Annotated in this window: 18 protein-coding genes; 9 read left to right on the forward strand and 9 right to left on the reverse strand. The window is 72.8% G+C overall.

Translation table 11 applies throughout. The features are described from left to right. Positions 1 to 48: 48 nt before the first annotated feature. On the forward strand, positions 49 to 591 hold the full coding sequence (locus ACWCV9_RS24990) for a cupin domain-containing protein (protein WP_385840362.1): 543 nt from the start codon (positions 49 to 51) through the stop codon (positions 589 to 591). Beyond that, positions 582 to 1,001, forward strand: a complete 420-nt coding sequence (locus tag ACWCV9_RS24995; RefSeq protein ID WP_450789719.1) for a rhodanese-like domain-containing protein — start codon at positions 582 to 584, stop codon at positions 999 to 1,001. The genes ACWCV9_RS24990 and ACWCV9_RS24995 overlap by 10 nt, the downstream gene beginning before the upstream one ends. A 65-nt stretch (positions 1,002 to 1,066) precedes the next feature. Here the strand turns inward: ACWCV9_RS24995 and recX are convergent, their stop codons facing one another. Next, positions 1,067 to 1,894, reverse strand: coding sequence for a recombination regulator RecX (recX, locus tag ACWCV9_RS25000; RefSeq protein ID WP_450789691.1), 828 nt, complete (start codon positions 1,892 to 1,894; stop codon positions 1,067 to 1,069). 3 nt (positions 1,895 to 1,897) lie between these two features. Next, positions 1,898 to 3,025 (reverse strand): recombinase RecA, encoded by a 1,128-nt coding sequence (gene recA, locus ACWCV9_RS25005; RefSeq protein WP_385840359.1) that lies wholly within the window; start codon positions 3,023 to 3,025, stop codon positions 1,898 to 1,900. Between the two features lie 370 nt (positions 3,026 to 3,395). Between recA and ACWCV9_RS25010 the strand changes: the two genes are divergently transcribed. From ACWCV9_RS25010 to ACWCV9_RS25020, 3 genes are all read left to right on the forward strand, one after another. Continuing rightward, positions 3,396 to 3,674: a polyprenyl synthetase gene (locus ACWCV9_RS25010; protein ID WP_385840358.1), complete on the forward strand. Its 279-nt coding sequence runs from the start codon at positions 3,396 to 3,398 to the stop codon at positions 3,672 to 3,674. After that, a complete protein-coding gene (locus ACWCV9_RS25015) occupies positions 3,664 to 4,719 on the forward strand; it encodes a polyprenyl synthetase family protein (RefSeq protein WP_450789693.1) in 1,056 nt (351 codons plus the stop codon). Before ACWCV9_RS25010 ends, ACWCV9_RS25015 begins: the two co-directional genes overlap by 11 nt. Positions 4,720 to 4,816: 97 nt before the next feature. Continuing rightward, a complete protein-coding gene (locus ACWCV9_RS25020) occupies positions 4,817 to 5,980 on the forward strand; it encodes an oxygenase MpaB family protein (RefSeq protein WP_450789694.1) in 1,164 nt (387 codons plus the stop codon). 79 nt (positions 5,981 to 6,059) lie between these two features. Here the strand turns inward: ACWCV9_RS25020 and ACWCV9_RS25025 are convergent, their stop codons facing one another. Together ACWCV9_RS25025 and ACWCV9_RS25030 are read right to left on the reverse strand one after the other, a co-directional pair. Then, positions 6,060 to 7,331, reverse strand: coding sequence for an AI-2E family transporter (locus ACWCV9_RS25025; RefSeq protein ID WP_450789696.1), 1,272 nt, complete (start codon positions 7,329 to 7,331; stop codon positions 6,060 to 6,062). A 59-nt stretch (positions 7,332 to 7,390) separates the two neighbouring features. Beyond that, positions 7,391 to 7,585, reverse strand: coding sequence for a DUF3046 domain-containing protein (locus ACWCV9_RS25030; RefSeq protein WP_385840353.1), 195 nt, complete (start codon positions 7,583 to 7,585; stop codon positions 7,391 to 7,393). Positions 7,586 to 7,665: 80 nt separating this feature from the next. Between ACWCV9_RS25030 and ACWCV9_RS25035 the strand changes: the two genes are divergently transcribed. The 4 genes from ACWCV9_RS25035 (at position 7,666) to ACWCV9_RS25050 (ending at position 15,481) form a co-directional block, all read left to right on the forward strand. After that, positions 7,666 to 8,610 carry a hypothetical protein gene (locus ACWCV9_RS25035; RefSeq protein ID WP_450789698.1) on the forward strand — a complete coding sequence of 315 codons (945 nt, stop codon included), beginning with the start codon at positions 7,666 to 7,668 and terminating at the stop codon, positions 8,608 to 8,610. Positions 8,611 to 8,784: 174 nt separating this feature from the next. Beyond that, positions 8,785 to 13,764, forward strand: coding sequence for an ATP-dependent helicase (locus ACWCV9_RS25040; RefSeq protein WP_450789700.1), 4,980 nt, complete (start codon positions 8,785 to 8,787; stop codon positions 13,762 to 13,764). 33 nt (positions 13,765 to 13,797) lie between these two features. After that, positions 13,798 to 14,643, forward strand: a complete 846-nt coding sequence (locus ACWCV9_RS25045; protein ID WP_450789701.1) for a DNA-formamidopyrimidine glycosylase family protein — start codon at positions 13,798 to 13,800, stop codon at positions 14,641 to 14,643. A 73-nt stretch (positions 14,644 to 14,716) separates the two neighbouring features. Further along, positions 14,717 to 15,481 (forward strand): SDR family NAD(P)-dependent oxidoreductase, encoded by a 765-nt coding sequence (locus ACWCV9_RS25050; RefSeq protein WP_450789703.1) that lies wholly within the window; start codon positions 14,717 to 14,719, stop codon positions 15,479 to 15,481. Between the two features lie 446 nt (positions 15,482 to 15,927). On the opposite strand, the gene ACWCV9_RS25055 is transcribed toward ACWCV9_RS25050, so the two are convergent. From ACWCV9_RS25055 to rimO, 5 genes are all read right to left on the reverse strand, one after another. Then, positions 15,928 to 16,398 carry a Dps family protein gene (locus ACWCV9_RS25055; RefSeq protein ID WP_450789705.1) on the reverse strand — a complete coding sequence of 157 codons (471 nt, stop codon included), beginning with the start codon at positions 16,396 to 16,398 and terminating at the stop codon, positions 15,928 to 15,930. Positions 16,399 to 16,613: 215 nt separating this feature from the next. Next, positions 16,614 to 16,988, reverse strand: a complete 375-nt coding sequence (locus ACWCV9_RS25060) for a helix-turn-helix domain-containing protein (protein WP_385840345.1) — start codon at positions 16,986 to 16,988, stop codon at positions 16,614 to 16,616. Between the two features lie 109 nt (positions 16,989 to 17,097). Continuing rightward, complete coding sequence (locus tag ACWCV9_RS25065; RefSeq protein ID WP_450789707.1) at positions 17,098 to 17,643, reverse strand: CinA family protein; 546 nt, start codon at positions 17,641 to 17,643, stop codon at positions 17,098 to 17,100. After that, positions 17,640 to 18,410: a CDP-diacylglycerol--glycerol-3-phosphate 3-phosphatidyltransferase gene (gene pgsA / locus ACWCV9_RS25070; protein ID WP_450789709.1), complete on the reverse strand. Its 771-nt coding sequence runs from the start codon at positions 18,408 to 18,410 to the stop codon at positions 17,640 to 17,642. Before pgsA ends, ACWCV9_RS25065 begins: the two co-directional genes overlap by 4 nt. After that, on the reverse strand, positions 18,407 to 19,879 hold the full coding sequence (gene rimO / locus ACWCV9_RS25075; RefSeq protein WP_450789711.1) for a 30S ribosomal protein S12 methylthiotransferase RimO: 1,473 nt from the start codon (positions 19,877 to 19,879) through the stop codon (positions 18,407 to 18,409). Before rimO ends, pgsA begins: the two co-directional genes overlap by 4 nt. Positions 19,880 to 20,068: the final 189 nt, after the last annotated feature.

Consider the following 20,068-nt stretch of genomic DNA (forward strand, 5'->3'; position numbering starts at 1 on the left):
GCGCCGTCACGCGCCCGCTTCCGCGAACCTCCTCAGCGCCTCAGGACGGTGCACGTGTCTGTTTCCTTCCTCGCTTCCGTGTCCCCTGCCGCCGGTCCGGCGCCCACGCAGGCGGACCTCCTCGACTTCGTCCGGCGTACGGCCGCCGACGCCGGGCTGATCGCCTCCCTCCCGCTCGACCCGGAGGGCCGTACCTGGGTGCGCCTGGACGGGCCCGGCGGAGTGGAGGCCTGGCTGATCGGCTGGCCGCCCGGCACCGGTACCGGCTGGCACGACCACGCCGACTCGGTCGGTGCCTTCGTCACCGCCTCGGGCGAGCTGACGGAGAAGTCGCTCGCCGCACGGCTGCCCACCGACGGCTGGCAGAGCCTGGAACTCAGCGACGGCGTGGACCGCGAGCGCCGGCTGCCCGCCGGTCAGGGACGCGCCTTCGGCCGGCACCACGTCCATGAGGTGCTCAACGAGTCCCGCGACCGGCACGCGATCTCGGTGCACGCCTACTATCCGCCCCTGCCGCGCATCCGCCGCTACAGCCGCACCGGCCGCGTGCTGCGCCTGGAGCAGGTCGAACGCCCGGAGGACTGGCAGTGAGCGACAGCACCCGGCGGACGCCGACCGGTATCGACGCGCTGTTGGAGCAGGTCCGGGCCGGGTACCGGCGCATCGAGGCAGTCGAGGCGCATACGGCGGCGCGTGCCGGCGAGGCCCTGCTGGTGGACATCCGTTACGCCGCCCTGCGCGACCGGGACGGGCTGATCCCCGGCGCCCTCGTCATCGAGCGCAACGAACTGGAGTGGCGCCTCGACCCGCAGGGCAGCCACCGGGTTCCGGAGGCCACCGGGCACGACCTGCGGATCGTCGTGATCTGCAACGAGGGTTACGCCTCCAGTCTCGCGGCCGCCTCCCTGCACCAGTTGGGCCTGCACCGGGCGACCGACCTGGTGGGCGGCTTCCAGGCCTGGCGCGCGGCAGGGCTGCCGGTGTCGCCACCGCCCGGCTGAGCAACGCCCGGCTCCGGCCGGGTCACTCCTTGGCCGGGGCTACCGTCACCGCGTGACGTCCGCGTTCAGAGGTCGGCGTCTCCCAGGAACTCCGTCTCCTCGCCCTCTTCCTCCAGGGCCTGGCGGACGAGGCGGAGGGCCATGCCCTCGGAATAGCCCTTGCGGGCGAGCATGCCGGCGAGGCGCCGGATCCGCTTGTCGCGGTCGAGGCCACGGGTGGCGCGCAGCTTGCGGGCGACGAGCTCCCGGGCGGTGGTCTCCTCCTGCTCGGAGTCGAGCCGGCCGACGGCCTCGTCGATCAGCGCCGAGTCGACTCCCTTGGTGCGCAGCTCCTGGGCGAGCGCACGCCGGGCGAGGCCACGGCCGTGGTGCCGGGACTCCACCCAGGCGCCGGCGAACGCGCCGTCGTCGATCAGTCCGACCTCCTCGAACCGGGCCAGCACCTCCTCGGCCACGTCCTCGGGGATCTCCCGCTTGCGCAGGGCGTCCGCGAGCTGCTTGCGGGTGCGCGGGGTCCCGGTGAGCAGGCGCAGGCAGATCGCCCGTGCCCGCTCAGCCGGGTCCCCTGAAGACTCCCCCCGCTCGGCCCTCGACGAGGGAGGGTCGCCTTCGTCCTCACCGGGCGTGTCCCCGAAGCCGCGCCGTCTCCGGCCGCGCCCACGCCCGCCCCCTGGCCTGCCGCTGTCCCGGCTGCCGTAGCCGCCGCGCTCGCCCGGCCCGCCGTACTCGCCCGATGCGCCGTACTCGCCGTACTCGGTGTGGTCGCCGTGTCCTTCCCCCGGGTATCCGTCGTCACCGCCCGGGGCGGAGCGCGGGCGGTCGCCGGTGCCCCTCCCCCGGGGGGCACCGGGGGTGGCGTACTCGTACTCGGCCCAGTCGGTTCGTCGTGTCACGGGTCAGCTCTTGGCTGCGGCGGCCTTGGGCTTGGCGGCCTTGGCGGCAGCGGGGGCGGCGGCCGTCTTGGCGTCGTCGGCGGCCGCGCCGGTCACCGCGGCGTCCGCGCCGGGCTCGGCCGTGGGCTCCTCCGGCCGGACACCGACGCCCAGCTTCTCCTTGATCTTCTTCTCGATCTCGTTGGCCAGGTCGGGGTTGTCCTTCAGGAAGTTGCGCGCGTTCTCCTTGCCCTGGCCGAGCTGGTCGCCCTCGTAGGTGTACCAGGCGCCGGCCTTGCGGACGAAGCCGTGCTCCACACCCATGTCGATCAGACCGCCCTCGCGGCTGATGCCCTGGCCGTAGAGGATGTCGAACTCGGCCTGCTTGAAGGGCGGAGCCACCTTGTTCTTGACGACCTTGCAGCGGGTGCGGTTGCCGACCGCCTCCGTGCCGTCCTTCAGGGTCTCGATGCGGCGGATGTCGATCCGCACGGAGGCGTAGAACTTCAGCGCCCGGCCACCCGTCGTGGTCTCCGGCGAGCCGAACATCACGCCGATCTTCTCGCGCAGCTGGTTGATGAAGATCGCCGTGGTCTTCGACTGGTTGAGCGCGCTGGTGATCTTCCGGAGGGCCTGGCTCATCAGGCGGGCCTGGAGACCCACGTGGCTGTCGCCCATCTCGCCCTCGATCTCCGCGCGCGGGACGAGCGCGGCGACGGAGTCGATGACGATCAGGTCGAGGGCACCGGAGCGGACCAGCATGTCCACGATCTCCAGCGCCTGCTCGCCGTTGTCCGGCTGGGAGAGGATCAGGTTGTCGATGTCGACGCCCAGCTTGCGCGCGTACTCGGGGTCGAGGGCGTGCTCGGCGTCCACGAAGGCGACCTGGCCGCCGGCCTTCTGGGCGTTCGCCACCGCGTGCAGGGTCAGGGTCGTCTTACCGGAGGACTCCGGTCCGTAGATCTCCACGACACGGCCGCGCGGCAGGCCGCCGACGCCGAGGGCGACGTCGAGCGCGGTCGACCCCGTCGGGATGACCTCGATGGGCTCCCTCGACCGCTCGCCCATGCGCATGACCGCGCCCTTGCCGAACTGCCGTTCAATCTGTGCGAGCGCGGCGTCGAGCGCCTTCTCGCGGTCGGTTCCTGCCATGGGTTCCACCCGGTTTGCTTGAGTCGATCGCTTCACGTCAAAGACGCTAACGCCTGCCACTGACAATGCGTCCCGACGCAGGTCCGGCCTGTGGATAACCGGGGCACACACCCCAGTAAATCAGGGCAAAACCCCTCACCCCTCGCCGCACCCGAGCCCCCATGAGAATGGATGTTCGATTTTCGTGTCAAGCGCACCACGCGCACACGGAGGGCCGAAGTGCCATGCCGGAGATTCGCTCAGCCGAACGATCCGATCACCCGATGGTGCGCCGCTGATCCATCTCCCGCCTCCCCCGCTTCTCCGGACGCGATCATCGGCGGGGCGGCGCGTGACCGGCGCTGCCCGGACGCGCCAGTGGGGAGAGGGAATGACACAGGGAGCGGGCCGGCGCCCGGGGCTGGACGAGCAGGCCTTACTGCTGGCCGCGGGGATGGCCGACCTGGCGGTGAGCACACTGGGCTCGGCGCTGACGACGGTACGGGGACTGCTGCGCCGCTCGGACGCCTCGGAGCTGGCGGCGCAGGCGGAGCAGGATCTGGTGGCACGCGGCCGGTTGGTGCTGGACCGGTACGCGTCCGTGCCGCCGGCCCACCTGGAGATCCTCGCCCGGCACGCGCTGGCCAGGCGGGGCGCCGATGGCGACTGAGCGGTGGCACGCGGCCGCGTTCAAGGACCGCGTCGACCAGGTGCTGCACCGCTTCGTCGCCCAGGAGGCCGATCTGCTGGCCGACGTCGACCCGGGCCTCGCCCCGGTGGCCGAACAGTTGGAGGCGGCGGTCACGGACGGCAAGCGGCTGCGCGCGGCCTTCTGCTACTGGGGCTGGCGTGCGGCCGGCCAGCCGGACAGCGAGGCGCTGCTGCGGGCCGCGGCCTCCATGGAACTGGTGCATGCCGCAGCCGTCGTACACGACGACCTGATCGACGACAGTCCGCTGCGCCACGGCCGGCCCACGGCCCATGTGGCCCTGCGCGGTGCCGCGGCCGCGCATCCGCGGCCGGACGCCGCCGCGCGCTCGCTGGCGATGCTGGTCGGCGATCTGCTGATGGCACTGGCCGGACAGCTCTTCGCCACCAGCGGGCTACCCGCCGCGTTCCTCGCGCGGGCCCGTCCGCTGTGGTCGCTGCTGGCCCGGGAACTGATCGCGGGCGAGTGCCTGGAGATCCTGCACACCGGCGCCGTCCCGGACACCACCGCGTCACTCAAGGTGATCCGGTACAAGACCGCCAAGTACACGGTCGAGCAGCCCCTGCTGATCGGCGGCACGCTGGCGGGGGCCGGGGAGCCGCTCCGCGCGGGCTACTCCGCCTACGGCCTGCCGCTCGGCGAGGCGTTCCAGCTGCGGGACGACCTGCTCGGTCTGTTCGGGGACCCGGCACTCACCGGCAAGGCCGACACCGACGACGTCCGCGGATGCCGTCCCACCGCGCTGCTCGCGGAGACCTGGCGCATCGCCGGCCCCGACGAACGGCGCCGGCTGCGGGAGCTGCTGGACGACGACGGAGCGGACCCGGCCGGCGTCGATGCCGTCCGCGAGGTGATGCGCCGGCTGGGAGCGCCCGACCGGGTCGAGAAGATGATCGCCGCCCGCGTCGAACAGGCGCTCGACGCCCTCCAGGAGCTGACCGTGCCCGCGCCCGCCGCCGACGCCCTGGCGGCGCTGGCGCGTGCGGCGACGGTGCGCCCCTTCTGACCCGCGCGACGGCCTCGCCGCCGGCGCGGCCCCGGGACCGGCACCACGCGGCCGGCAGCGCCCGGGCCTCGAAGCCACCAGAAAAGGAGCCCCTGTCATGACCGTCACCGAGGCGTCGCTGGACGCCCTCCAGGAGGCCGGCGACGAACTCGCCGACGCCACCGTGGCCACGCTGTTCGAGCGCGGGGAGGTCGGCACGTTCAACACGCTGATGCGCCACGTCTCCACCGCCGGCGCTCCGCTGCCGGACGGGCTGCCGGACGTCGCCCGCGAGTACCTCCAGGCGACCGGCGCCCCGCCCGCGTGGGTGGACTGGGCGGAGATGGAGAAGGCGCGGCTGTTCTTCATCGACAACAACGTGCACATCTCGACGGCGCTGTCCTTCGCCTCCATGCCGGCCTGCTATGTCGTCCCGCGCGTGGCGAAGCTGCTGTCGGCCACGCATTCCCTGGCGTACCCCTCCAAGCGCATGGCGGAGACGGGACAGTTCACCGTCTACCTGATGCAGCCCGACGCCTTCGAGGCCGGCAGCCGGTTCATCCCGGCGGCCCAGAAGGTACGGCTGCTGCACGCGTCCATCCGCTATCACCTCAAGCGCGAGAACCGCTGGGACACCGGGACGCTCGGGACGCCGATCTGCCAGGAGGACATGATCGGCGGGCAGATGTTCTTCTCCATGCTGGTCCTCGACAGCCTGCACCGGCTGGGCATCCACATGAGCACGGAGGGCGCGGAGGCGTACTACTACGCGTGGCGGGTGGTCGGTGCCATGCTCGGCGTCGACCAGGAGGCCGTACCGAAGACGCTCGACGAGGCACGCGCCTTCCTCGATCTGTACATGGTCCGGCACATGGGCCCCTCCACGGAGGGCGCGCATCTGACCCGGCAGCTCATCGGCCTCTACGAGGAGGTCGTGCCCGGCACCTTCTTCGACCCGATCGTCTCCGCCCTGATCCGCTATCTCGTCGGCGACACCTGCGCCGACTGGCTCCAGGTGCCCCGCACCCGCTGGGACACCCTGGTCAAGGCCGTCCCGCACCTCCTGGGCGTGCTGGAGACCATCGAGGACCGCTCCCCGCTCGGCGCCTGGGCGCTGGACCGGCTGGGCCATCTCACGACCGTCTTCGAGCTGTCCTCCCTCACCCGGGGGCGCGTGATGCACTACGCCGTCCCGGAGCAGCTCAAGAAGGACTACGGCGTCGACGGCACGGTGCCTCGCACCAGGCGCTGGACACCGCCCGCGGCCACGGTCTCCGCGTGACCTGACCCCGCGGTACGGCGCCGGGTGGCACCGCTCCCGTACGCCCGGCGCCCCTGGGACCGCGCGGGCACCGTTCCGCTCAGCCCGAGGCCTCCGCGGGCCCCTGCGAGGGCTCCTGCGCACCGGCCCGCTCACTCCGCAGCCCTCGTATCCGCGTGAGCAGCCCGGGACCGCCCGGCCCTCTGCCACGGTGCCCGTGCACACGGGGGTCGTCCGTGACGGCGTACCGCTTCACATACGCGCCGAGGAACGCCTGGAGCGTGGCCACCGCGGGAATGGCGATCAACGCGCCCACGGCGCCCAGCAGCGCGGTGCCGGCGATGACCGAGCCGAACGCCACGGCCGGATGGATGTCGACCGTCCTGGCGGTCAGCTTGGGTTGCAGCATGTAGTTCTCGAACTGCTGATAGACCACGACGAAGACCAGCACCCACACCGCGTACCAGGGGGCGACGGTGAACGCGATCAGCATCGGCAGCGCGCCCGCGAGGTACGTCCCGATGGTGGGGATGAACTGCGAGACCAGTCCCACCCAGACGCCGAGCACGGGCGCGTACGGCACGCCCAGGGCCTGGAGCAGGATGTAGTGCGCGATGCCGGAGACGAGCGCCATCAGGCCACGCGAGTAGAGGTAGCCGCCGGTCTTGTCGACGGCGATCTCCCAGGCGCGCAGCACCTCGGCCTGGCGGGCGGGCGGCAGCACGGAGCAGATCGCGCGGCGCAGCCGTGGGCCGTCGGCGGCGAAGTAGAACGAGAACAGCCCGACGGTCAGCAGCTGGAAGAGCCCGCCGAGCACCTGCGCGGACACGTCGAGGACGCCGGCCGCGCTGCTCTGCGCGTACTTGCGCAGCCAGTCGGAGTGCAGGAGACCCTCCTGGACGTCCACCCGTCTGAGCTTGGTGTGGAAACTGTGGTTGATCCAGTTGATGAGCGAGTCAAGATAGGCCGGGAACCCCTCGATCATCTTGATGATCTGGCCGGCCAGCATGGAGCCGAGCAGGGTGACGAAACCGGCGACGACGATCGTGAGCCCGAGGAAGACCAGGAAGGTGGCGACTCCCCGGCGCATGCCCCGGGCAGCCATCCGGCTCACCGCGGGCTCGATCGCGAGGGCCAGGAAGAACGCGATCAAGATATTGATCAACAGTCCGGTCAGCTGGTGGAAGGCCCAGCTGCCCAGCTGGAACACGGCGATCAGCGCGAGCGCGAGCACCATGGCGCGCGGCAGCCAGCGGGGCATGCGGGCGGGCGGTGCGACGGCGCCGGGGGTCGGCGGTCGGTCGGACGCCGTCGTGCCGGTCGGTGCCGCCTGCCGGGTCAGCGGCTCGTTGTCCTCGTCAGTCGATGCCACCCGCCCAGTCTCGCCCACGCCACTGACAACCTGCGCCCTGCGGCGATCTTCGTGACCGGTCAGTGCCTTTCCCGTGGCACGTTCATCACCGTGCAGACCACGCGCCACACATCCTTGGCCGCCCAGCCGGCGTCCAGCGCCTGGTTCACCGTGCGTCCGCCCAGCTCCGACATGACGTGATCGCGCGCGAAGGTGTCGGCGTACCCCGGACCGAAGTGTTCCGCCATCCGCTGCCAGAAGACCGTCAACCGCATGACTCCAGTATCCCGCCCCTGAGGGTGGGCCCCGGCCGGGACCGCTCGCCGAGACCGCTTTCCGTCCTACGGTCTGACGCATGTCCGAAACAGGAGCTTCCCCCCTGCCTTCCACGCCCTCGGCGCGCTCCCCGCTGTTCCGCGCGGAACAGTTCGTGTGGCTCACCGCGCGCGTGCTGGAGCAGCGTCTCTTCGCCCACCACTTCCTGCACGGCGGCCCGGACGCGGTGGAGGCGGCGCTGGACGCCTACCGCAACGAGGACGGCGGTTACGGCCACGCGCTGGAGCCCGATCTGCGCGGCCCGGTGAGCCAGCCCCTGCACACCGCGCACGCGCTGCGGGTCCTGGACGCCGTCGGGCGCTGCGGCGGGCAGCGGGTGGAGCGGGTGTGCCGGTATCTGACCTCTGTCTCCACCGCGGACGGCGCGCTGCCGGCGATCCATCCGAGCCAGCGTGGCTATCCGGCGGCGCCGTTCGTCCCCCTCGTGGACGACCCGCCCAGCGACCTTCTGGCCACCGGCCCCGTGGTCGGACTGCTGCACCGCAACGAGGTGTGGCACGCGTGGCTGTTCCGGGCGACCGACTTCTGCTGGCGGGCCGTGGAGTCCCTGGGCACGTCACACCCCTACGAGGTGGAGGCCGCCGTGGCCTTCCTGGACTCCGCTCCCGACCGTCCGCGCGCGGAGGCCGCCGCCGACCGGCTGGGCCGCCTGGTACGCGAGCAGCGGCTCGCGGCTCTGGAACCGGACCGGCTCGACGCCTGGCCGGTCTCGCCCGGGTACGCACCGGGCGAGCACCATTTCCCGCACGACTTCGCCCGCACCCCGAACTCGCTGGCGCGCGCGTGGTTCACGGACGAGGAGATGGCGCGTTCCCTGGATCACCTGGCCGCCGAACAGCAGGAGGACGGCGGCTGGCCGATCCGGTGGCGGCAGTGGGCCCCGGCGCCCGCGCTGGAGGCCCGCCCGATGGTGACGATCGAGGCACTGCTCACCCTGCGCGCCCACGGCCGCTTCGTGGGCTGAACTTCCCCGGCACTCGCGCCACCTCCCCGGCACCCCGCCCCCTTCTCGGCGCCTCCGCCGCTTCCCCCGCCGTCGGTGCAGTGCCTCGATCGTCACCATCGGGCAAGCCGCCTGCGGCGCACGGCGTTTTCCCAGGTCAGCGTGATTGTCAGTGGCCGGGTGCAGGATGGACGCATGGTCAGCTCCGCACACCGGGCCCTCGACGGCTTCTCCCCCGCGACCCGCGGCTGGTTCACGGGGGCGTTCTCCGCGCCCACCGCGGCCCAGGCGGGCGCGTGGCAGGCCATCCAGGCGGGCTCGGACGTGCTGGTGGTCGCCCCGACCGGCTCCGGCAAGACGCTCGCCGCGTTTCTCGCCGCTCTGGACCAGCTGGCCTCGACCCCTCCCCCGGCCGACCCGAAGAAGCGGTGCCGGGTGCTGTACGTCTCGCCGCTGAAGGCCCTCGCGGTGGACGTCGAGCGGAACCTGCGCAGTCCGCTGACCGGCATCCGCCAGGAGTCCGTCCGCCTCGGCCTGCCCGAGCCCGAGATCAAGGTCGGCATCCGCTCCGGCGACACCCCGGCTGCCGAGCGCCGCGCCCTGTCCACGCGCCCGCCGGACATCCTGATCACCACCCCCGAGTCGCTGTTCCTGATGCTGACCTCGGCCACGCGTGACGCGCTGACGGGCGTGGAAACGGTGATCCTGGACGAGGTGCACGCCGTCGCGGGCACCAAGCGGGGCGCGCATCTCGCGCTCTCCCTCGAGCGGCTGGACGAGCTGCTGCCGCGGCCCGCCCGCCGGATCGGCCTGTCGGCGACCGTCCGCCCGGTGGACGAGGTCGCCCGGTATCTCTCCCCGCGCCGCAGGGTGGAGATCGTCCAGCCCGAGTCGGGCAAGGAGTTCGACCTGTCCGTGGTCGTCCCGGTCGAGGACATGGGCGAGCTGGGCGGCGCCCCGGCCTCCGACGCCGGTGAGGGCGGTGAGCGCCCGTCGATCTGGCCGCATGTGGAGGAGCGGATCGCCGACCTGGTCCAGGCCCACCGGTCCACGATCGTCTTCGCGAACTCCCGGCGCCTCGCGGAGCGGCTGTGCAACCGGCTCAACGAGATCGCGTACGAGCGCGCGACCGGCGAGCCCCTCGGCGAGCACCACGCGCCCGCCCAGCTGATGGGCGGCTCGGGCGCCGCCCAGGGCGCGCCCCCGGTGATCGCCCGCGCGCACCACGGCTCGGTCTCCAAGGAGCAGCGCGCCCTGGTGGAGGAGGACCTCAAGGCCGGCCGGCTGCCCGCCGTGGTCGCCACCTCCAGCCTGGAGCTGGGCATCGACATGGGCGCCGTGGATCTCGTGGTCCAGGTCGAGTCCCCGCCGTCGGTCGCCTCCGGCCTCCAGCGCGTCGGCCGCGCGGGCCACCAGGTGGGCGCCGTCTCCACGGGTGTCGTCTTCCCCAAGTACCGGGGCGACCTGGTGCAGGCGGCCGTGGTCACCGAGCGGATGCGCACGGGCTCGATCGAGTCCCTGCGGGTCCCCGCGAACCCGCTCGACGTGCTCGCCCAGCAGCTCGTGGCCATCACGGCGCTGGACACCTGGCAGTTCGACGACCTGCTCGCCCTGGTCCGGCGCGCGGCGCCGTTCGCCGCGCTGCCCGAGTCGGCGTTCACGGCGGTCCTCGACATGCTCGCGGGCCGCTACCCGTCCGACGCGTTCGCGGAGCTGCGCCCGCGCGTGGTGTGGGACCGCGTGGCCGGCACGATCACCGGCCGGCCGGGGGCCCAGCGCCTCGCCGTCACCTCCGGCGGCACCATCCCCGACCGCGGCCTGTTCGGGGTCTTCCTCGCCGGTTCCGACCCCAAGAAGGGCGGCGGCCGGGTCGGCGAGCTGGACGAGGAGATGGTGTACGAGTCCCGGGTGGGGGACGTCTTCACCCTGGGCACCAGCTCCTGGCGCATCGAGGACATCACCCGCGACCGGGTCCTGGTCTCCCCCGCACCGGGTGTGCCGGGCCGGCTGCCGTTCTGGAAGGGCGACCAGCTGGGCCGCCCGCTGGAACTGGGCCGCGCGGTCGGCGCGTTCCTGCGCGAGGTCGGCTCGCTGCCCAAGGACGACGCCCGGCTGCGCCTGCTGGCGGCGGGCCTGGACGCGTGGGCGGCGGACAACGTGCTGTCGTACCTGGACGAACAGCGCGAGGCCTGCGGCCATGTCCCGGACGACCGCACCATCGTGGTGGAGCGGTTCCGCGACGAGCTGGGCGACTGGCGGGTCGTCGTCCACTCCCCGTTCGGCGCCCAGGTCCACGCCCCCTGGGCGCTCGCCCTCGGCGCCCGCCTGTCCGAGCGGTACGGCATGGACGCGCAGGTCATGCACGCCGACGACGGCATCGTGCTGCGCCTGCCCGACGCCGACCTGATGGGCCTGGACCTGCTCGATGGGCCGCCGGCGAAGGCCGGCACGGAGTACGACAGCGAGCAGGCGCCCGTGGGCGCGGCGGACGTCGCCTTCGACAAGGGCGAGGTCGACCAGGTCGTCACCGACCAGGTCGGCGGATCGGCCCTGTTCGCCTCCCGGTTCCGCGAGTGCGCCGCCCGCGCGCTGCTGCTGCCGCGCCGCAACCCGGGCAAGCGCACCCCGCTGTGGCAGCAGCGCCAGCGGGCGGCCCAGCTGCTGGAGGTGGCCAGCGAGTACGGCTCGTTCCCGATCGTCCTGGAAGCGGTCCGCGAATGCCTTCAGGACGTCTTCGACGTTCCGGGGCTGGTGGAGCTGATGGGCGACATCGAGTCCCGCAAGGTCCGCCTGGTCGAGGTCACCACCCCCGAGCCCTCCCCCTTCGCCCGCTCGCTGCTGTTCGGCTATGTCGCCCAGTTCCTGTACGAGGGCGACTCCCCGCTCGCCGAGCGCCGCGCTGCCGCGCTCTCCCTGGACTCCCGGCTGCTGGCCGAGCTGCTCGGCCAGGCGGAGCTGCGCGAGTTGCTCGACGCCGAGGTGCTGACCGAGCTGGAGCGCGAGCTGCAATGGCTCACCGAGGACCGCCGGATCAAGGATGTGGAGGGCACGGCCGACGCCCTCCGGGTGCTCGGCCCGCTCACCGACGCGGAGCTGGCCGAGCGGGGCGCGGACCCGCAGTGGGCGCGGGAGCTGACCGCCGCCCGCCGGGCCATCAGGGTCCGCATCGCCGGCGCCGACCACTGGGCGGCGGTGGAGGACGCGGGCCGGCTGCGCGACGCGCTCGGCACCGCGCTGCCCGTCGGCGTCCCCGAGGCGTTCATGGAGCCGGTCAAGGACCCGCTCGGCGACCTCCTCGCGCGCCATGCCCGTACCCACGGGCCGTTCACATCGGCCACGGCGGCGGCCCGCTTCGGCCTGGGCGTGGCGGTCACCGAGGGCGCACTGCACCGGCTGGCCGCGAGCGGCCGCGTCGTCCAGGGCGAGTTCCACCCCGCGGGCATCGGCCAGGAGTGGTGCGACGCGGCCGTGCTGCGCCGGCTGCGCCGCCGCTCCCTGGCGGCGCTGCGGCACGAACTGGAGCCGGTTCCGCCGGCTGCGCTCGCCCAGTTCCTGCCGCAGTGGCAGCACATCGGCAAGGGCCACGCAGTGCGCGGCATCGACGGACTGGTGCGGGCCGTCGAGCAGCTCCAGGGCGCCTCGGTGCCGGCCTCGGCGCTGGAGAAGCTGGTCCTGCCGTCCCGGGTGGCGAACTACACCCCGTCGATGCTCGACGAGCTGACCGCGGCCGGCGAAGTCGTGTGGGCCGGCGCGGGCGCCCTGCCCGGCAAGGACGGCTGGGTCTCGCTGTACCTGGCGGACGCTGCCCCCCTGCTCCTCCCGCCACCGCACCCGCTGGAGCTGACGGCGCTGCACCAGTCCGTGCTGGACGCCCTCTCCGGCGGCTACGGCCTGTTCTTCCGCCAGATCGCCGACCAAGTGCGCGCCACCACCCACCCCGAGGCCACCGATCCCCAGCTGGCCGACGCGCTCTGGGACCTGGCCTGGTCGGGCCGGCTCACCAACGACACCCTCGCGCCGATGCGCTCCCTGCTGGGCTCGGGCCGTACCGCGGGTTCGACGGCCCACCGCGCCAAGCGTGCCGTCCCACGCGGCCGCTACGGCTCCCTGACGGCCGCCGCCCGCACCGCGTCCCGTACCGGCCCGCCGACCGTCGCCGGCCGCTGGTCCCTGCTGCCCGCCGCCGAACCGGACGCCACGGTGCGCGCGCACGCGCTGGCCCGCACCCTGCTGGACCGGCACGGCGTGGTCACCCGTGGCGCGGTCGCCGCGGAGGGCGTCGAGGGCGGCTTCTCCGCGGTGTACCGGGTGCTGTCCGTCTTCGAGGAGAGCGGCCAGGCACGGCGTGGCTATGTGGTCGAGGGCCTCGGCGCCGCCCAGTTCGCCATGGACGGTGCGGTGGACCGCCTGCGCGCGGTGTCCAACGCCCGTGACCGCGGCGAGCGGCTCGCACCCGCCGCGGACTTCGGCGATCCCTTCGACTCCGCCGACGGCCTCCCGCACGGCCACACCTCGCCCGGCGCCTTCGAGGGGCCCGGCGGCGGTTTCGCCCACCCCGGCCTCGACGGCGACTTCACCTGGCCCCCATCGGACCACCCGCCCGCTCCCGGTGATCACGTCTCGCCCCGCGACCTCGCCGACCCCTTCGCGGCTCCCGGCTACGGCGGTCCCCGAGGCGGTGGAAGCCCCGGTTACGGCGGTCCCCGGGGCGGCGCGGCCCCCGCCTACGGCCCGGGCTCGCACCGGGGCTACGGGAGCGGCCGTACGAGCACGCCTTCGCCCGACCCCCGTGCCGTGGTCCTCGCCGCGGCCGACCCTGCCAACGCCTACGGCGCGGCCCTGCCCTGGCCGGAGCCCCCGGCCGGCGCCGGGCACAAGCCGGGCCGCAAGGCAGGCTCCCTGGTCGTGCTGGTGGAGGGCGAGCTGACCCTGTACATGGAGCGCGGCGGCAAGACACTGCTGGCCTGGCCCACGGCCCCGGACCTCGGCGCCGCGGACGACCCGCGCCTGCGGACGGCCGCCGACGCCCTGGCAGCGGCGGCCCGGGCGGGCTCCCTCGGCACGGTCACGGTCGAGCGGATCAACGGCGCCCAAGCCCTCACCTCCCCCACCGGCACCCTCCTGGAGGCGGCGGGCTTCGTGGCCACCCCGCGCGGCCTGCGGCTGAGACCCTGACCGGCGCCGCACCCGCCGTGGCACCCTTGACGCATGCCCGAAGGTGACACGGTCTGGCAGGCCGCGCGGCGGCTGCACGAGGCGCTCGCGGGCAAGGCGCTCACCCGCAGCGACTTCCGGGTGCCGAAGTACGCGACGGTCGACCTCACCGGCCGGAGGGTGCTGAGCACCGTCCCGCGCGGCAAACATCTGCTGACCCGCTTCGAGGGCGGCCTGACCCTGCACACCCATCTGCGCATGGAAGGCTCGTGGAAGGTCTACGGCCCGGACGAGCGCTGGCGGGGCGGCCCCGCACACCAGATCCGGGCGATCCTCGGCACCGCCGACCGGACGGCCGTGGGCTACCGCCTCCAGGTCATGGAGCTGCTCCGCACGAGCGAGGAGGAGCGGGTCGTCGGCCATCTCGGCCCCGATCTGCTCGGCCCGGACTGGGACCCGGAGCGCGCCCGGGCCAACCTCCTGGCCGACCCCGCCCGCCCACTCGGCGAGGCCCTGCTCGACCAACGCAATCTGGCGGGCATCGGGAACATCTACAAGAGCGAGCTGTGCTTCCTGCTCGGCGTGACCCCCTGGCTGCCCGTCGGGGCGCTCCCCGCGGACCGCGCCGAGCAGCTGCCCGCGCTCGCCAAGCGGCTGCTGGAGGTGAACCGCGACCGCCCGGTCCGCCAGACCACCGGCCTGCACCGGCACGACCTGTTCGTCTACGGCCGTGCCCCGCGCCCCTGCCTGCGCTGCCACACCCCGGTGCGGGTGGCCGACCAGGGCGACGGTTCCCAGGACCGGCCCACCTACTGGTGCCCCACCTGCCAGCGGGGCCCCGCGCCGGCGCCCGGAGCCCCGCAGAGATGGCGCGAGCGGTATCCCCGCCGCACCGGCTGACGCCGCCCCCGGCCGTGAACCCGTCACCGCCCAGTAATTGACGGGCCGTCAGAAACGCTCGTACGGTCACCGCATGCCCCTCACGGCGTACGACCTCACCGGACGCACCGCGTTCGTCACCGGAGCCGCCGGCGGCATCGGCCGGGCCACCGCGGTCCTGCTCGCCGAGGCCGGCGCGGCGGTGCACTGCGCCGACCGGGACGCGGACGGGCTGCACGGCACGGCCAAACTGATCGAGGACCGCGGCGGAACCGCCCGTACACACGTCCTCGACGTCACCGACCGGGCCCGGCTGGCGACGGCCGTGCGGTCCTGCGGGTGGCTGGACGTCATGGCGGCGGTCGCCGGGATCATGCACAGCAGCCCGGTCCTGGAGACCCGCGACGAGGACCTCGACCGGGTGCTGAACGTCAACTTCAAGGGCGTGCTGTACGCCTGCCAGGAGGCGGCGCGGCTGATGCTGGCCCAGCGGAGGCGGGGCAGCATCATCACCATGGCCTCCGGCGCGGTGGACACCGGCGGCCCCGGGCTGCTCTGCTACGGCGCGGCCAAGGCGGCCGTGGTCCAGCTGACCAGGACGCTGGCCACCGAGGTCGGCCCGCACGGGATCCGGGTCAACGCCGTCGCCCCGGGCTGGATCCGCACCCCCATGACGGACCGTCACGACCGGGCGGCGCAGGCGCACAGCGAAACACTGATGGCCCGTAGGGCACCGCTCGGCCGGGTCGGAGAGCCGGACGACGTGGCGCACGCGGTGCTCTATCTGGCCTCGGACGCCTCCGCGTTCACCACGGGTCAGATACTTCGCCCGAACGGGGGTGTGGCGATGCCCTGGTAGCGTCGTCCACCCGCCAGGCGGCCGCCCACCGCCCGGCCGACAGGGCCCCGACGGCCCGCCCCTTGGGCACACAGTGCACGGGCAGCAGGCTCACCCCCCACCCACCGGTCACCACGGCGCCCTCCAGCACCCCGGCGCCCTCCCCCCGGGCGATCCGCAGCACGGCCCACCACCACAGCACCCCGAACCCCAGCGCTACTCCGCACCGCACGATCCGCCCCACCATGGCCACCCCCTCCCGCGGGACGCTAGGGCCTCTCTTTCGGATCTTGCCGGAGTCGCGGGCCGGGGCAGCCGAGAAGGCACCGCCAGCCGAAGCCGACCTGATCCGGAAGAAAGACCCTAGACCGCCACCGCCCCCACCCACCAGGCGCACCCGTGGGCTCACGGGTGCATCAGCGGACGGCAGGCGCGGCACAGGGCACCGGAACAGCACCGGCAACCGGCTACGCGTTCTCCGCCTGGAACATCCAGTGATGTTTCTCCAGGTCCGCGGTGATGCCAATGAAGATGTCCTGGGTCACCGGATCCGGTTCCCCGGTGGACTGGACCCGCTGCCGCATCCGGGTGATCACCGCGCCGAGCGCGTCCACCATGGCGCCGACCGCGTCCCTGTCCTTGATCCAGCCGGCCGGAGTGGTGCCGATGCCGCTGGCCGAGGCCACCGTGGCGGCGCGCCCGTCGGGCGGGACACCGAGCGCCGAGGCCCGTTCGGCCACCGTGTCGGAGTGGGTGCGGGCGGAGGCGACGACCTCGTCAAGCTGGAGGTGGATGGACCGGAAGCGGGGCCCGACGACGTTCCAGTGGATCTGCTTCGCGACCAGTGAGAGGTCCACCAGGTCGACCAGGGCGCCCTGCAACGCCTCCGACACGGTCTTCAGATCCGCGTCGGCCAACGGGCTCTTCACGACGTACATCCGCTTCCTCCGGTGCGTTCGGCGCCGTCACGTCCCTCCACCATGACCGCACCGCACAACCGCGGCAAACCGGCGCATACCGGCGCGACTGCGGCTCGGATACGGCAAAGACCCCGGTCGGCTCCCCCAGGTCTCCCTGAAGCAGCCGGCCGGGGCCTTCACCCGATCGGTCGTCGTATCGGCGGTGACGGACCGCCGCGCCGTGGACGGTCGCGTCAGGCGGCGACGACGTCCACCGCCTCCGCGGGCGCCTTGATGGTCACCCGTTCCGGCGGCACGCCGGTCACCGACACGGAACCCAGCATCGGACGGACCGGCGCGGGTACGGTCTCGGTGGCCGCGGCGGACTGGGCCAGTTCGGCGAGCGCCAGTTCGTCGCTCACCTCTCGCATCAGTTCCGACATCCGTACGTCCAGCGCGTCGCAGATGGCGGCGAGCAGCTCGGAGGAAGCCTCCTTCTGCCCCCGCTCCACCTCGGAGAGATAGCCGAGTGAGACTCGGGCGGACGAGGAGACTTCGCGCAGAGTACGGCCCTGGCGTTGGCGCTGCCGACGCAGCACGTCACCCAGCAGGCGACGGAGCAGAATCATCGGTGGCTCCCTCCTCGGACCGCGTAGCCGCATCCTTCACGCCCCACCGTACCGCCTTGCGCCGCGGCCGTGCGGGGAGCGATGTCGTGTTCACTCAGGGCTGCAAACATCAAAACCCCCCGTTCCGTTCCGTATCCTGTGCCCGCTCATTCCCAGTGTGTTCGCCCGCAAGCTGCTCCAGAAGCACTGCGAGTACGCTCCGTACACTCTCCATACGAATTTCCGCACGGCTGCCGTTCAACCGCAGGGCCTCGACTTTTCCGCCACCGGCAGAACCGGAACGGGCGGTGAGCGGCCCGTCCACGGCCACGAAAACCGTCCCGACGGGCTTGCCGTCCTGCGGATCGGGGCCGGCGACTCCGGTCGTCGCGATGCCCCAGTCGGCACCCAGCGCCTTCCGCACTCCGGCCGCCATCTGGGCCGCGACCTGCGGATCCACCGCTCCTCGCTGGGCCAGCAGCGTCGCGTCGACACCCAGCAGCTCGTGCTTCAGCTCGGTGGCGTAGGCGGTGACCGATCCCCGGAACACCCTGGAGGCCCCGGGTACCCCGGTGATCTCCGCCGCCACCAGGCCACCCGTGAGCGACTCCGCGACGGCGAGGGTCTCGCCTCTCACGGTCAGTAGTCGCACCAGCTCGGTGGCCTGAGCAATCACGTTTCCGTCTCCTCCAACACCGCGGCCCGCTCGGCGATTCCCCGGCGGCGCAGCACAATGGCTTGTCTTACGTAGTCCAGGCCTGTGACGACGGTGAGGACGACCGCCACGGCCATCACCCAGAACCTCAGCGTGGCCAGCCACCCCGTCAGTGCCAGGACGTACATCCCGACGGCGACGCCCTGGGTGAGCGTCTTCAGCTTGCCGCCGCGGCTGGCGGGGATCACGCCGTAGCGAATGACCAGAAAACGCAGCAGCGTGATGCCGAGTTCCCGGCCGAGGATCACGATCGTCACCCACCAGGGCAGATCGCCCAGGGCGGACAGGCAGATGAGCGCCGCCCCCATGATCGCCTTGTCGGCGATGGGATCGGCGATCTTACCGAAATCGGTGACCAGGTTGTAGGTGCGGGCCAGATGCCCGTCGAACAGGTCGGTGATCATGGCGATGGCGAAGGCCGCCCAGGCGAACGAGCGCCAGGCCGGGTCGTAACCGCCGTTGGCCAGCATCAGCGCCACGAAGCCGGGCACCAGGACCAGCCGCAGCATCGTCAGCAGATTGGCGACGTTCCAGACGCTGGCCTGGTTGACGGCCGCGGCCGCGATCTTCCCACCGCGCGCGGGCCTCGGGTCGGCCGTCCCGTCGGCACCGGGAGCGGATGCGGAAGCGGAGACCCCGGAGCGGGCGCCGTCGGCAGCGGCGGCGGAACCCCGGGCGCCGTGCGCACCGGAGGAGCCGCCCGCGGCGGATGCCGGGACTCCGGTCATCTGCCCGCCTCCTCACTGCGTGCGGGCGAGCCGGCCAGCGGCTCGGCCACCAGGTCGACACCTTCGGTACCGACCACCTTTGCCTCGACCATACGTCCGACGCTCAGCCCCTCGCCGCTCGTGAGCAGCACCTGGCCGTCCGTCTCGGGCGCCTGGTGCGCGGCCCGGCCGTACACGCCCTCCTCGTCGTCCACCGACTCCACCAGGACCCGCACGGTCTCCCCGACGCGCTCCTCCGCACGCTGCGAGACCAGCTCCTCGGCCAGCCGGGAGATACGGGCCAGGCGCTCGGCGACGACCTCCTCGTCGAGCTTGTTGTCGTACGTCGCCGCCTCCGTGCCCTCCTCGTCGGAGTAGCCGAAGACACCGATGGCATCGAGCCGGGCGCCGTTCAGGAACCGCTCCAGTTCGGCCAGGTCGGAGTCGCTCTCGCCGGGGAAGCCGACGATGAAGTTGGAGCGCACACCGGCCTCGGGGGCCTTGGAGCGGATGGTGTCGAGCAGCTCCAGGAAGCGGTCGGTGTCGCCGAAGCGGCGCATGGAGCGCAGCACGTTCGGCGCGGAGTGCTGGAAGGACAGGTCGAAGTACGGCGCGACCTTCGGGGTCGAGGTGAGGACGTCGATCAGCCCGGGGCGCATCTCGGCCGGCTGGAGGTAGCTGACCCGCACCCGCTCGATGCCGTCGACCTCCGCCAGCTCGGGCAGCAGGGACTCCAGCAGGCGGATGTCGCCGAGGTCCTTGCCGTAGGAGGTGTTGTTCTCGGAGACCAGCATGATCTCCTTCACACCCTGCTCGGCCAGCCAGCGGGTCTCGTTGAGGACGTCGCTGGGGCGGCGGGAGATGAAGGAGCCGCGGAAGGACGGGATGGCGCAGAAGGTGCAGCGCCGGTCGCAGCCGGAGGCCAGCTTGACCGAGGCCACCGGGGCGCCGTCCAGCCGGCGCCGCAGGGGCGCGCGCGGGCCGGAGGCGGGCGCGACACCCTCCGGGAGGTCGGTGGGGCCGTGCCCGGGCAGGGCCACGGCCGCGGCCGACTCCTGGCGCTCGGCCGGGCTGATCGGCAGCAGCTTGCGGCGGTCGCGCGGGGTGTGCGCGGCGTGGATACCGCCGGACAGGATGGTCTGCAAGCGGTCGGAGATGTTCGTGTAGTCGTCGAAGCCGAGCACGCCGTCGGCCTCGGGCAGCGCCTCGGCCAGCTCCTTGCCGTACCGCTCGGCCATGCAGCCCACCGCCACGACGGCCTGGGTTCTGCCATGGGCCTTGAGGTCGTTGGCCTCCAGCAGGGCGTCGACGGAGTCCTTCTTGGCGGCGTCCACAAAGCCGCAGGTGTTGACCACGGCGACATCGGCGTCTGCGGCGTCCTCGACGAGCTGCCAGCCGTCCGCCTCCAAACGGCCTGCGAGCTCCTCGGAGTCCACCTCGTTACGGGCGCAGCCAAGAGTGACGAGTGCGACGGTACGGCGTTCAGGCATGGGCTCAAGACTACTTTGTCTCGCTGACAGCCCACGTCGACGGGGTTGGCCGATCTTGACCGACCCCGTCACATCCGCTCCCCCACGGCCTAGGTGTGCTGTCCCGGGACGTTGGTGACACGCGTGCTGGGTTCTTGAACGGGTGAGGGCCTTCTGGGTTCGGTGTGGATTGCGACATCTACGACCGGT

This window comes from Streptomyces sp. NPDC001606, assembly GCF_053596835.1.